Raw genomic sequence first — 13881 nt, 5'->3', positions numbered from 1 at the left:
GACCCTGCACTCGCCGCAGGTGCACGGCTTCTTCTCGGTGCCGGTCGACCATCTGCACGCACTGCGCGAACTCGCCGCGCAGGCCATCGGCCTGAGCCGCCGTAGCCCTCGAACTTGCCGTACCCGCTTGAACTTCCAGAAGGTGTCGAACGAACCATGACAGTCGCCATCGACCGCGCGACCGGCAAGCGCCACGGTGACCGCGCACCCCGCCCCGGCCCGGGCCAACGCCTCAAGTACGGCTACCAGAAGCACTGGTACGCGTACGCGATGATCATCCCCGTGGTCGTCGTGCTGGGCGTCCTCGTGCTCTACCCCCTGGTGTACGGCCTCTACTTGACGCTCACCGACGCCGACAGCCTCAACACCGCGCGCACGATCGGCGTCAACCACATCGACGCCACCTACAAGTTCATCGGGCTCGACAACTACAAGGACATCCTGTTCGGCCCGACGTCGTACGACCGCTTCTGGTCGCACTTCATCTGGACGATCGTCTGGACCGCGCTCTGCGTCGCCCTCCACTACACGGTCGGCCTCTCCCTGGCCCTCCTGCTCAACCAGAAGCTGCGCGCCCGCACCCTGTACCGGCTGATCCTGATCCTGCCGTGGGCCGTCCCCACCTTCGTCACGGTCTTCGGCTGGCGCTTCATGCTCGCCGACGGCGGCATCATCAACTCCGCGCTGCACAGCCTGCGTCTGCCCCAGCCGGACTGGCTGGAAAGCACGTTCTGGCAGCGGTTCGCCGCGATCATGGTCAACACCTGGTGCGGTGTGCCCTTCATGATGGTCTCGCTCCTCGGCGGCCTCCAGTCCATCGACGCCTCGCTCTACGAGGCCGCCGAGATGGACGGCGCGAGCCCCTGGCAGCGCTTCCGCTACGTCACCCTGCCGGGCCTCAGGTCGGTCAGCTCCACCGTCGTCCTCCTCGGTGTGATCTGGACCTTCAACCAGTTCGCCGTGATCTTCCTGCTGTTCGGCAACACCGCCCCCGACGCCCAGATCCTGGTCACCTGGTCATACTTCCTCGGCTTCGGCCAACAGCCGCGCGAATTCGCCCAGTCGGCCGCCTACGGCATCCTGCTGCTGGCCATCCTGATCGTCTTCACCTCCTTCTACCGCCGCTGGCTGAACCGCAATGACCAACAGCTCGCGATCTGAGGCAGGAGTCCCCATGAGCACCACGACCACACCGCGACGGACCCGCCGCCGGGGCGAGTTGAGCCGCGCCGGCGCCCTCGGCTCGCACGGCATCCTCATCGTCGCGAGCCTGATCGCCCTCTTCCCGATCGCCTGGCTGGTCTTCCTCTCCCTCGGCCCGGACTCGGACGACTATCTCCACCCGGCCGGCATCTGGAAGAAGATGACGTTCGACAACTACTCGTTCGTCCTCCAGCACACCGGGTTCTTCGACTGGTTGAAGAGCTCGCTGATCGTCTCGCTCGGCACCACGGTCATCGGCGTGACCATCGCCGCCAGCACCGGCTACGCCGTCTCGCGCATGCGCTTCCCCGGCTACCGGAAGTTCATGTGGGTGCTGCTGGTCACCCAGATGTTCCCGATAGCGGTACTCATCGTGCCGATGTACCAGATTCTGGCCGACCTGCAGCTCATCGACAGCTACCTTGGTCTCATCCTCGTCTACTGCTCAACCGCGGTGCCCTACTGCGCCTGGCTGCTGAAGGGCTACTTCGACACGATCCCGTTCGAGATCGACGAGGCGGGACGCGTCGACGGGCTGAACCCCTTCGGCACGTTCCTGCGACTGATCCTGCCGCTCGCCAAGCCGGGCCTGGCGGTCGCCGCGTTCTACAGCTTCCTCACGGCCTTCGGCGAGGTCGCGTTCGCCTCGACGTTCATGCTGTCCGACACGAAGTACACGTTCGCGGTCGGGTTGCAGACGTTCGTCAGCGAGCACGATGCGCAGCGGAACCTGATGGCTGCGACGGCGGTGTTGATCGCGATACCCGTCGCCGCGTTCTTCTACCTGGTACAGAAGAACTTGGTAACCGGCCTGACGGCAGGCGGAACCAAGGGCTAAAACACCGGTGACTGGGGCGCCCCAAAGGGGCGCGGGGAACGGCGCGACCAGCCCCCACCCAGCCGCACCCAAAACCCGAGGCGGCCGTGACGTCCATCCGACCCCGCTGACATCACGGCCGCCTCGTCACCAACTCCCCATGACCGAACACCAGTTACGCACCAAGGACGCCATGAGCCAGCAGCAATCCGCCGCACCGGCCCCCGCCACCGTCACCATCAACCGTCACCGCGACTGGTGGAGGGACGCGGTGATCTATCAGGTCTATCCGCGCAGCTTCGCCGACAGCAACGGCGACGGGATGGGCGACCTGGAGGGCGTCCGCGCCCGACTTCCGTATCTGCGTGACCTCGGGATCGACGCCGTCTGGCTCAGCCCGTTCTACGCCTCCCCGCAGGCGGACGCCGGCTACGACGTCGCCGACTACCGTGCCGTGGACCCGATGTTCGGGAACCTGCTCGACGCCGACGCGCTGATCCGCGACGCCCACGGACTCGGCCTGCGCATCATCGTCGACCTGGTCCCCAACCACTCCTCGGACCAACACGAGTGGTTCAAGCGGGCGTTGCGCGAGGGCCCCGGCTCGCCCCTGCGGGAGCGCTACCACTTCCGCCCCGGCAAGGGCGAGAGCGGCGAACTCCCGCCCAACGACTGGGAGTCCATCTTCGGCGGTCCGGCCTGGACGAGGGTCACCGAACCGGACGGCTCGGCGGGGGAGTGGTACCTGCACCTCTTCGCCCCCGAGCAGCCGGACTTCAACTGGGAACACCCGGCGGTCGGGGACGAGTTCCGCTCGATTCTCCGCTTCTGGCTGGACATCGGGGTGGACGGCTTTCGCATCGATGTCGCTCACGGCCTCGTCAAGGCTGAAGGTCTGCCCGATCTCGGCTCGCACGAGCAACTCAAGCTGCTGGGCAACGATGTCATGCCGTTCTTCGACCAGGACGGTGTGCACGACGTCTACCGGCAGTGGCGCACGGTCCTCGACGAGTATGCGGGCGAGCGCATCTTCGTCGCCGAGGCGTGGACCCCGACCGTCGAGCGCACCGCGAATTATGTCCGCCCCGACGAACTGCACCAGGCCTTCAACTTCCAGTACCTGTCCACCGATTGGGACGCCGGGGAACTCCGTACGGTCATCGACCGGACGCTGGAGGCCATGCGCCCGGTAGGCGCCCCCGCCACCTGGGTCCTCTCCAACCACGACGTCACCCGGCACGCCACCCGCTTCGCCAACCCGCCCGGCCTCGGCACCCAGATCCGTCTAGCGGGGGACCGGGAGCTGGGCCTGCGCAGGGCCCGCGCCGCGAGCCTGCTGATGCTGGCGCTGCCCGGATCGGCGTACATCTACCAGGGCGAGGAACTCGGCCTGCCCGACGTCGTCGACCTCCCGGACGAAGTCCGCCAGGATCCCGCCTACTTCAGGGGCGCGGGCCAGGACGGCTTCCGGGACGGGTGCCGGGTGCCGATCCCGTGGACGCGTGACGGATCGTCGTACGGCTTCGGAAACGGGGGTAGTTGGCTGCCGCAGCCGGACGGCTGGGGCGAGTTGAGCATCGAGGCGCAGACCGGGGCGGCCGGTTCGACGCTGGAGCTGTACCGTTCCGCGCTCGCCGCCCGCCGCACACAGCCGGACCTCGGCGCGGGCGACTCGGTGGAGTGGCTGCGGGCGCCCGAGGGCGTACTCGCCTTCCGGCGTGGGGAGTTCGTGTGTGTCGCGAACACGAGCGGGGAGTCGGTGACGACCTCGGCGTACGGTCGTCTCCTGCTCGCGAGCGGTGAGGTGACCGAGGTGTCCGGCGAGGCGAAGCTGCCTGCCGACACGACGGCATGGTGGACCACCACACCGTAACCACCCCTCCGCCACGGGAAGTTCTTGCAGCAACTTCACACGGCCCGCTGCCCTTTTGGGCGGCGGGCCCTTAACATCTGGGCCACCGCAAGGTTTCCATGGAGTTTCAGCAAGAACCTTCAACGGAGAAGGAACCCACATGGCCAGCAGTAGATCACTTGCAGGAGCCTTCGCCTTCGCCGCCGCGACGGCCCTCCTGGTGCCCGGCACCGCACATGCCTCCCCTCCCGGCACCAAGGACGTCACCGCCGTCCTCTTCGAGTGGAACTTCGCCTCGGTCGCCAAGGAGTGCACCAACACGCTCGGCCCGGCCGGATACGGCTACGTCCAGGTCTCCCCGCCCGCCGAGCACATACAGGGCTCGCAGTGGTGGACGTCGTACCAGCCGGTGAGCTACAAGATCGCGGGCCGGCTCGGCGACGCCACGGCCTTCCAGAACATGATCAGCACCTGCCACGCGGCGGGCGTGAAGGTCGTCGTCGACACGGTCATCAACCACATGTCGGCGGGCAGCGGCACCGGCACCGGCGGCTCGTCGTACACGAAGTACAACTACCCCGGCCTGTACTCCTCGTACGACATGGACGACTGCACCGCCGCGGTCAGCGACTACACCAACCGCGCCAACGTCCAGAACTGCGAACTGGTCGGCCTGGCCGACCTGGACACCGGCGAGGAGTACGTCCGCGCCACGATCGCCGGCTACATGAACACCCTCCTCGGCTACGGCGCCGACGGCTTCCGCATCGACGCGGCCAAGCACATACCGGCGACCGACCTCGCGAACATCAAGTCCCGCCTGAGCAACCCCTCCGCGTACTGGAAGCAGGAGGTCATCTACGGCGCCGGCGAGGCCGTCCAGCCCACCGAGTACACCGGCAACGGCGACGTCCAGGAGTTCCGCTACGCCTACGACCTCAAGCGCGTCTTCAACAACGAGAACCTCGCCTACCTGAAGAACTACGGCGAGGGCTGGGGCTACCTGAGCAGCTCGGTCGCCGCCGTCTTCGTCGACAACCACGACACCGAGCGCAACGGCAGCACCCTCGACTACAAGGACGGCGCCAACTACACCCTGGCCAACGTCTTCATGCTCGCCTACCCCTACGGCGCCCCGGACATCAACTCCGGCTACGAGTGGTCGGACGCGGACGCCGGCCCGCCCAACGGCGGCTCTGTGACGGCCTGTTGGCAGGACGGCTGGAAGTGCCAGCACGCCTGGCCCGAGATCAAGTCCATGGTCGCCTTCCGCAACACCACGAGCGGCCAGTCCCTCACCAACTGGTGGGACGACGGCAACGACGCGATCGCCTTCGGCCGCGGCAGCAAGGGCTACGTGGCCATCAACCACGAGTCGTCGTCGCTGACGCAGGCGTACCAGACGTCGATGTCCGCGGGCACGTACTGCAACGTCCAGAGCAACACGTCGGTGACCGTGAACTCCAGCGGGCAGTTCACCGCGACACTGGGCTCGAACACGGCGCTGGCGATCTACGCCGGTAAGTCGAGCTGCTGATCCCGGCGGTGGACGGCGGCGGCGTGAGGGTGGACGTCGCCGCCGTCCGTCCCGTGGGGGATCAGGAGTTGACGGTGATGTGCCTGGCCAGGGCGGTGACGGAGAGGTCGCCGTGGTCGACCCACTGGGGGAGGGCCAGCGTCTTGTGCTGGGTGGAGGCGGGCGGGGTGATCTCCAGGTAGGCGGCGTGCACCGCGCCGGAGGTGCCGGTGTTGGCGTGGCTCCAGGCGACGACGGCCTCGGCGCTCTCGCCGTCCTTGAGGGTGAGGGTCTTCTTGCCGGGATTGTGCGCGTACCAGGTGTTGCCCCAGGTGGTGTGGGTCGTGAGCTTCTTGTGGGCGGAGTTCTCCAGGCCCAGGCCGGGGTAGCCGCGCAGCGCACAGGTCTTGCCGCTGAGGTTGCGCAGCCTGATGACGACGCCCTCGTGGTTCATTCCGCCGGCGAGCTGCTGACCGTAGGTGGCCTTGAGCGCGGAGGCGGAGCAGGTCGGCGTGGCCTTCGCGGTGGCCGTTCCAGTGGAGGTCGCGGCGTTGGCGGTACCCGCCCAGCCCGCGAGCCCCAGACCGGCGACAGCGGCCAGGCCGACCGCCGTGCGCCCGAACCTGCGGTCGGCGCGCTGGCGATGCTTGGCGGTACCGGCCTGGTCGGTGGTGTTCTGGACTTCGTTCACGGTCATGTTCCCCACTCCTGCTCCGCGGCGCGGGCCGTGGTCTGCGGCCCGCACCGTCCTTCTGGTGCCGTACACAAGGTTCGATGCGCGGTACGGCGGATTTGTTCGCAGGAGAAGGCGGGAAATCTATTTCCAGGCGTCACTCGCCGTGTAGCCGGACGAGGTGCCCGTCGTGTACGCGCGGTTCGTGCCGGACTCCCAGGTCACGGTCCCGGAGCTGTTCTTCTTGATGTACTTGTACGCGAAGGTCGTGCTCTTGGGGACGATGACGAGCTTGCTCCACGTCGGGTAGGACGCCGACGACAGCGGGATCGCGTCGCCGGTGTTCCAGGAGCCGAGCGATGCGACGGAGCCGACGACGTAGACGTTGGTGCCGAGGTCGGTGGTTGCGTACTCGTTGAAGGTGACGTCGGTGGCATCGGTGTCGGCCACGTTCCAGGAGTTGTTCAGCGAGACCGCCGAAGTGGTCGTCGTGGCAGCCCTGTTGGCGTTCGACTCCCAGGTGACGTTTCCGGAGGAGTCCTTCTTGACGTACTTGAAGGTGAAGGACGTGTTGGTCGGCACGCTCACCGCCCCAGACCAGACCGGGTACCCGGACGACGACAGCGCGACTGCCTTCGACGTGTCCCAGCCGCCCAGCGCGTCGACGGAGCCGACGACGTAGACGCTCGTGCCGGACGCGGTGGACGCGTACTCGTTGAAGGTGGCGGTCACCGTGGAGCCGGACGAGCCACCGCCGCCCGTGTCGTCGCAGCCGACCGTGCAGGTGTAGGAGGAGTTGTAGAAGGCGATCGCGCTCTTGGCCGGGATGGTGAGGGACGCGCTGCCGCCCGAGACCGTCACGGTGGAGGCGCCGCCGTCCACCACGTTCTTGTACGTGCCGTCGGCCATGCCCGTCGTGAAGGTGTAAGTCGCCGACGAGGAACCGTTGTTGAGCGCGAAGAAGCCCGCGCCGCCACGTCCGAAGCCGATCACGCTCGACGACTTGGTCTGCCAGTCGGAGACGGCCGCCGTGTCCACCGCGTTGTGCCAGGCCACCATGCCCACGACCCCGGTGTCGCGGTCGAGGCAGTACCAACTGCCGCTGGAGCAGTCGGTGTTGGTGACGAAGCCGGACGAGTTCGGCGGGGCCTGGTCGCTCTGCGTCCACTCCCAACTGGCGTACACCGTCGGGGTGGACCACTTGTAGGCGAGTTGGAAGAGGTTGGCGAGCTTGTAGGTGTCGCCGTCCTTGTAGCTCATGTGCAGGCCGTTGCGCTCGGTGTCGTGGTTGGTCACGAAGGACACCGAGTTGGCGGCCGGGAGGATGCCGCTGCTCTCCAGCGAGGACAGGTCGCTCACGTTTCCCTGGAACGCCGACTTCATCCTGCTCGCGTAGGTGAAGTCGAGGACGTCACCCGAGGCGTAGTAGTCGCTCGGTTGTGGCGTCGAGCCCGGGTAGATCTCCTGGAAGACGTACGGCGCCGAACCCGCCGTCGTGTTCGTCAGCTTGCCCTCGATCGCCGCCATGTCGGTCTCGGGGATGTGTTTGGCCGCGTCGACCCGGAACCCGTCGACACCGAGGGCGAGTTGCTTGTTCAGGAAGTTCGCGATGCCCGCGCGGACCGAGTCCGAACCGGTCTTCAGGTCGGGCAGGCCCAGGAGTTCGCAGTTCTGGACCTGGGTGAGGTTCGAGTAGTCCTGGATGGTCAGGTCGGAGGTGGGGCAATCCGCCGAGGTGTGGTAGTCGCCGGGGTCCCAGTCGGGTGTGTCGTACTTGCTGGTGATCGTGGTGCCGTTGTAGCCGGTGCCGGTCTGCGCGGCGGTGTGGTTGATCACCGCGTCCGTGTAGACCTTGACGCCCGCCGTGTGGCACGCGCTCACCATGCTCGCGAACTGGGTCGCCGTACCGAAACGGCTGTTCAGGTTGTACGAGTAGGGCTGGTAGACGTCCCACCAGTAGTAGTTGGTCTGCTTGAGCGACTCGGCGGGCGGCGCCACCTGGACCGCGCCGTAACCGGCCGGGCCCAGCACGTTCGTGCACTCGGAGGAGACGGAGGCCCAGTTCCACTCCCACAGGTTGGCGATGACGTCGCCCTTGGCGGAGGTGTCCGCGTGGGCGGTGGCGGCGGGCAGGGCGATGACGCCCGCCAGCGCGAGGGCGCCGGCGACTACGGCACTGGCCGCGCGCCTGATGGTTCCCGGTGTTCGGTATCTGCTCATGAGCGGCTCCGAAAGGGGGAATTCGGGTTTCGACAACTGGTGAGCGTGGGCCAGTTGAGAAGGGCACGTCAAGGTTGCGGTTGAAAGTTCTTTCTGTGACTTTCAGGCCTCTTGCTGCAACCCTTGCGTCGGCGATACGGTCTCGCCGGGGTCGGACCCGAACTGAGCCGTAATCGCAAGGAGTTCACGCCTGTGATACCGAGATGGCCGGCGCCCCGGACGCGCCGCACCGAGCGACGGAGAAGGGCCACGGGCGTCATCGTCGCCGCGCTCCTCGCGGCGTTCGTCCAACCCCTCGCCGCCCACGCCACGACCCCGCCCGCACCCCCGTCGGACAGCCAACTCGCCGCCACGCCCGCCCGGCACGACGACATCCGCGAGCAGTTCTACTTCGTGATGCCGGACCGGTTCGCCAACGGCGACACCTCCAACGACCAGGGCGGGCTGACCGGTTCACGCCTCAGCACCGGCTACGACCCCACCGACAAGGGCTTCTACCAGGGCGGCGACCTCAAGGGCCTGACAAAGAAGCTCGACTACATCAAGGGGCTCGGCACCACCGCCATCTGGATGGCCCCGATCTTCAAGAACCAGCCCGTGCAGGGGACCGGGAGCGACGCCTCGGCCGGCTACCACGGTTACTGGATAACGGACTTCACCAAGGTCGACCCGCACTTCGGCACCAACAAGGACCTGTCGACCCTCATCTCCACGGCGCACGCCAAGGGCATGAAGGTCTTCTTCGACGTCATCACCAACCACACCGCCGACGTCGTCGACTACGAGGGCAAGTCCTACGACTACCTCTCCAAGGGCGCCTTCCCGTACCTGACCAAGGACGGGCAGCCCTTCGACGACGCCGACTACGCGGACGGCAAGAAGACCTTCCCCGCCGTCTCCGCGTCCTCCTTCCCGAAGACCCCGACCGTCCCCGCCGACAAGACGGACGCCAAGGTCCCGTCCTGGCTCAACGACCCGACGATGTACCACAACCGGGGCGACTCGACCTACGTCGGCGAGAACGCCACCTACGGCGACTTCTCCGGCCTCGACGACCTGTGGACCGAACGTCCCGAGGTCGTCAGCGGCATGGAGAAGATCTACGAGAAGTGGGTCCGCGACTTCGACATCGACGGCTTCCGCATCGACACCGTGAAACACGTCGACATGGACTTCTGGACCCAGTGGGCCACGGCGCTCGACAAGTACGCGGCCCGGCACGGCCGGAAGAACTTCTTCATGTTCGGCGAGGTCTACTCCGCCGACACGTCGGTCACTTCGCCGTACGTCACCCAGGGCCGCCTGGACGCCACGCTCGACTTCCCCTTCCAGGACGCGGCCCGCGTCTACGCCTCCCAGGGCGGCAGCGCGCAGAAGCTCGCGAGTGTCTTCGGCGACGACTACAAGTACACGACCGACAAGGCGAACGCGTACGAGCAGGTCACCTTCCTCGGCAACCACGACATGGGCCGTATCGGCCACTTCCTCGACCAGGACAACCCGAAGGCCACCGACGCCCAACTCCTCGCCAAGGACCAGCTCGCCAACGAGCTGATGTTCCTCAGCCGCGGCAACCCCGTCGTCTACTACGGCGACGAGCAGGGCTTCACCGGCTCCGGCGGCGACAAGGACGCCCGCCAGACGATGTTCGCCTCTAAGATCGCCGACTATCTCGACGACGACGAGATCGGCACCGACCGTACGGCCGCCAGCGACTCCTACGACTCAACCGCCCCGCTGTACAAGCAGATCGCGGCTCTCTCGAAGCTGCGCAAGGACAACCCGGCCCTCACGGACGGCGTGCAGACCGAGCGCTACGCGGCCGACGGCGCCGGTGTCTACGCCTTCACGCGCACCGGCAGGAGCGCCGAATACGTCGTCGCCCTCAACAACGCCGACACGGCGAAGACGGCGACCTTCGCGACCGGTTCGCCGGACATGAAGTACCGGGGGATCTACGGTACTTCGGCCACCGCGACGAGCGGCGCCGACAACAAGGTCACCGTCACCGTCCCCGCCGGTTCCGCGATCGTCCTCAAGGCGGCTGGCGCTCTCGCCCGACCGGTGAGCAAGCCGACGATCACCCTCAAGGCTCCGGACGCGGGAGCCACCGGCACCGTCGAGTTGAGCGCCGACGTCACGGGCGGGCAGCTCGACCGGGTCGTCTTCGCCGCCCAGACCGGCAACGGTAGGTGGCAGACGCTGGGCTCCGCCGACCACGCCCCGTACAAGGTCACGCAGACCATCGGGAAGGACGTACCAGCCGGAACAGCCCTGCGCTACAAGGCGGTTGTCGTCGACTCGACCGGTCGCACGGCGAGCGCGACGGCCGCGTCCACCACCGGTACCCCGCCCGCCGAAGAGGTCCCCACCGCCTCCTCGCGCGACTACGCGATCGTCCACTACAAGCGCACCGACGGCGACTACGACAACTGGGGCCTGTACGCCTGGGGCGACCTCGCCGACGGCGAGGCGACGACCTGGCCGGCCAGTCATCCCTTCGTCGGCCGCGACGCCTACGGTGCCTTCGCCTACGTCAAGTTGAAGCCCGGCGCGACGAACGTCAGCTTCCTGGTGATCGACAAGGACGGCAACAAGGACGTCTCCGCCGACCGTTCGATCGACGTCACGCGGACCGGCGAGGTGTGGATCGAGCAGGGCAAGGACGCCGTACGGACACAGCGGCCCGACTACCCGGCGCAGGACACCACCAAGGCCGTCATCCACTACCACCGGGCGGACGGCGACTACTCCGGCTGGGGTCTGCACGTCTGGACGGGTGCCGCGAGTCCCACGGACTGGTCGAGCCCGCTCCAGCCGGTGAAGACCGACGCCTATGGCGCTGTCTACGAAGTGCCGCTCAACTCCGGTGCCACCAGCCTCAGTTACATCATCCACAAGGGCGACGAGAAGGATCTCTCCGCCGACCAGTCGTTGGATCTCAAGTCCAGCGGCAACGAGGTGTGGCTGTTGAACGGCCAGGAGAAGTACCTCCTGCCGCAGCCCGCCGGCAGTGCGGCGGCCCTCGACCTGACCACCTCCAAGGCGGTCTGGATCGACCGGAACACGGTCGCCTGGAACGGCTCGGACGCGGCTGCCTCGACCCAACTCGTCTACTCCCACGACGGGTCGATCGCCGTGAAGGACGGCACCCTGACGAGTGACGACGAGCGCTGGCTGCGCCTGTCGAAGACCACGCTCACCGACGCCCAGAAGGCCGAGTTCCCCTATCTGAAGGACTACACGGCCTGGTCCGTCGACCCACGTGATCGAGGGCGGGTGCGGGAAGCCTTGAACGGGCAGCTCGTCGCCTCCCAACGAGCCGTGAACGGCGCCGTGTTGGCCGCCACCGGCGTGCAGATCGCCGGCGTACTCGACGACCTGTACGCCTCCGCGACCAAGGCCGACCTCGGCCCGACCTTCCGCAACGGCCGTCCCACGCTGGCCGTTTGGGCGCCGACCGCGCAGTCCGTTCAGCTCGACCTCGACGGTTCGCTCAAGAGGATGAACCGGAACGCCACCACCGGCGTCTGGTCCGTCACCGGCCCGGCCTCCTGGAAGAACAAGCCGTACCGGTACGTCGTGAAGGTGTGGGCGCCGACCGTCCAGAAGCTCGTCACCAACGAGGTCACCGACCCCTACTCGGTCGCTCTCACCACCGACTCGAAGCGCAGCCTCGTCGTCGACCTCGACGCCAAGTCCCTTGCCCCGAGCGGCTGGTCGAGCCTGAAGAAGCCCAAGGCGGTGGCGTTGAAGGACGCCGAGATCCAGGAACTGCACATCCGGGACTACTCCGTCGACGACAAGACCGTCCCGGCCGCCGACCGGGGCACGTATCTCGCCTTCACGGACAAGGACAGCGACGGCTCCAGGCATCTGCGGGAGCTGGCCAAGTCCGGGACGTCGTACGTGCATCTGCTGCCCGCCTTCGACATCGCCACCATCCCCGAGAAGAAGTCCGAGCAGTCGACCACCGACTGCGACCTCGCCTCCTACGCCGCCGACTCTCAGAAGCAGCAGGAGTGCGTGGCGGCCGTCGCCGCGAAGGACGCCTACAACTGGGGTTACGACCCCTACCACTTCACGGTTCCCGAGGGTTCGTACGCGACCGATCCGGACGGCACCGGTCGTACCGTCGAGTTCCGCAAGATGGTCAAGTCGCTGAACGAGGACGGGCTCAGGGTCGTCATGGACGTGGTCTACAACCACACGGCGGCCAGCGGGCAGGCGGACACCTCCGTGCTGGACAGGATCGTGCCCGGCTACTACCAACGGCTCCTCGCCGACGGCAGCGTGGCCAACTCCACCTGCTGTGCCAACACGGCCACCGAGAACGCCATGATGGGCAGGCTCGTCGTCGACTCCGTGGTCACCTGGGCCAAGGAGTACAAGGTCGACGGCTTCCGCTTCGACCTCATGGGCCACCAGCCGAAGGCCAACATCCTCGCCGTACGCAAGGCACTTGACGCGCTGACCCTCGCGAAGGACGGCGTCGACGGCAAGAAGATCATCATGTACGGCGAGGGGTGGAACTTCGGCGAAGTCGCCGACGACGCCCGTTTCGTGCAGGCCACGCAGAAGAACATGGCCGGCACGGGCATCGCGACCTTCTCCGACCGGGCCCGTGACGCGGTGCGCGGCGGCAGTCCCTTCGACGAGGACCCGGGTGTCCAGGGCTTCGCGTCGGGGCTGTACACCGACCCCAACTCGTCCACGGCAAACGGCACTTCGGCCGAGCAGAAGACCCGCCTCCTGCACTACCAGGACCTCATCAAGGTCGGCCTGAGCGGCAACCTCGCCAAGTACCGGTTCACCGACACCGACGGGAAGGACGTCACCGGCGCCGAGATCGACTACAACGGTGCTCCCGCCGGCTACGCGGACGCGCCCGGCGACGCCCTCGCCTATGTCGACGCGCACGACAACGAGTCGCTGTTCGACGCCCTCACCTACAAGTTGCCCGCCACGACGAGTGCTTCCGACCGGGCCCGGATGCAGGTCCTCGCCATGGCCACTGCCACCCTGTCGCAGGGGCCGTCCCTGTCCCAGGCCGGGACCGACCTGCTGCGCTCCAAGTCCCTGGACCGCAACTCGTTCGACAGCGGAGACTGGTTCAACGCGATCCACTGGAACTGCGCGGACGGCAACGGCTTCGGGCAGGGGCTGCCGATGGCCGCTGACAACGAGACCAAGTGGCCGTACGCGAAAGGTCTGTTGACGTCGGTCAAGGTGGGCTGCGGGCAGATGGAGGGAGCCTCGGCCGCGTACCAGGAGCTGCTGAAGATCCGTACGACGGAACCCGTCTTCTCGCTCGACACGGCCGGGCAGGTGCAGGCGAAGCTGGCGTTCCCGCTGTCCGGGACGGACGAGACGCCCGGGGTGATCACCATGGAACTCGGTGATCTGGTCGTCGTGTTCAACGCGACGCCGAGCACACGGGAGCAGAAAGTGGACGCCCTGGCCGGTACCGGCTACCGGTTGCATCCGGTGCAGGCGACGGGCGCGGACGCCACCGTGAAGTCGGCCTCGTACGCGAAGAATTCGGGCACCTTCGCCGTTCCGGGACGCACTGTGGCGGTATTCACCCGGACACCCTGAAA

Annotated in this window: 7 protein-coding genes; 5 read left to right on the top strand and 2 right to left on the bottom strand. The window is 67.1% G+C overall.

Going from position 1 to position 13881, the window contains the following annotated elements; genetic code table 11:
• The first annotated feature begins 156 nt into the window (after positions 1 to 156).
• The 4 genes from ACFWP5_RS20715 (at position 157) to ACFWP5_RS20700 (ending at position 5409) form a co-directional block, all read left to right on the top strand.
• Positions 157 to 1161, top strand: coding sequence for a carbohydrate ABC transporter permease (locus ACFWP5_RS20715; RefSeq protein WP_384158248.1), 1005 nt, complete (start codon positions 157 to 159; stop codon positions 1159 to 1161).
• A gap of 13 nt (positions 1162 to 1174) precedes the next feature.
• Positions 1175 to 2041, top strand: a complete 867-nt coding sequence (locus tag ACFWP5_RS20710) for a sugar ABC transporter permease (RefSeq protein WP_384158245.1) — start codon at positions 1175 to 1177, stop codon at positions 2039 to 2041.
• A 172-nt stretch (positions 2042 to 2213) separates the two neighbouring features.
• Complete coding sequence (locus ACFWP5_RS20705; protein ID WP_384158313.1) at positions 2214 to 3893, top strand: alpha-amylase family glycosyl hydrolase; 1680 nt, start codon at positions 2214 to 2216, stop codon at positions 3891 to 3893.
• Between the two features lie 139 nt (positions 3894 to 4032).
• Entirely contained in the window at positions 4033 to 5409 is a 1377-nt protein-coding gene (locus tag ACFWP5_RS20700; protein ID WP_384158242.1) for an alpha-amylase family protein, read from the top strand.
• A gap of 61 nt (positions 5410 to 5470) precedes the next feature.
• Here ACFWP5_RS20700 and ACFWP5_RS20695 read toward each other — a convergent pair whose 3' ends face one another.
• Both ACFWP5_RS20695 and ACFWP5_RS20690 read right to left on the bottom strand, forming a co-directional pair.
• On the bottom strand, positions 5471 to 6085 hold the full coding sequence (locus tag ACFWP5_RS20695; RefSeq protein WP_384158240.1) for a DUF4232 domain-containing protein: 615 nt from the start codon (positions 6083 to 6085) through the stop codon (positions 5471 to 5473).
• 120 nt (positions 6086 to 6205) lie between these two features.
• Entirely contained in the window at positions 6206 to 8281 is a 2076-nt protein-coding gene (locus ACFWP5_RS20690) for a carbohydrate-binding module family 20 domain-containing protein (protein ID WP_384158237.1), read from the bottom strand.
• 192 nt (positions 8282 to 8473) lie between these two features.
• On the opposite strand from ACFWP5_RS20690, the gene pulA reads away from it, so the two are divergent.
• Positions 8474 to 13879, top strand: a complete 5406-nt coding sequence (gene pulA, locus ACFWP5_RS20685) for a pullulanase-type alpha-1,6-glucosidase (protein WP_384158234.1) — start codon at positions 8474 to 8476, stop codon at positions 13877 to 13879.
• The last annotated feature ends 2 nt before the right edge of the window (positions 13880 to 13881 follow it).

Origin of the sequence: Streptomyces sp. NPDC058469 (assembly GCF_042721125.1) — a bacterium.
In the GTDB taxonomy this organism is placed as follows: Bacteria; Actinomycetota; Actinomycetes; order Streptomycetales; family Streptomycetaceae; genus Streptomyces.
The sequence above is the reverse complement of the archived record's forward strand: the minus strand, read 5'-3'. Positions and strand labels throughout refer to the sequence as shown.

Excerpts from the sequence above, each read along its gene's own strand:
- ACFWP5_RS20715 (WP_384158248.1), top strand. The coding sequence starts at position 157 with ATGACAGTCGCCATCGACCGCGCGACCGGCAAGCGCCACGGTGACCGC.
- ACFWP5_RS20710 (WP_384158245.1), top strand. The coding sequence starts at position 1,175 with ATGAGCACCACGACCACACCGCGACGGACCCGCCGCCGGGGCGAGTTG.
- ACFWP5_RS20705 (WP_384158313.1), top strand. The coding sequence starts at position 2,214 with ATGAGCCAGCAGCAATCCGCCGCACCGGCCCCCGCCACCGTCACCATC.
- ACFWP5_RS20700 (WP_384158242.1), top strand. The coding sequence starts at position 4,033 with ATGGCCAGCAGTAGATCACTTGCAGGAGCCTTCGCCTTCGCCGCCGCG.
- ACFWP5_RS20695 (WP_384158240.1), bottom strand. The coding sequence starts at position 6,085 with ATGACCGTGAACGAAGTCCAGAACACCACCGACCAGGCCGGTACCGCC.
- ACFWP5_RS20690 (WP_384158237.1), bottom strand. The coding sequence starts at position 8,281 with ATGAGCAGATACCGAACACCGGGAACCATCAGGCGCGCGGCCAGTGCC.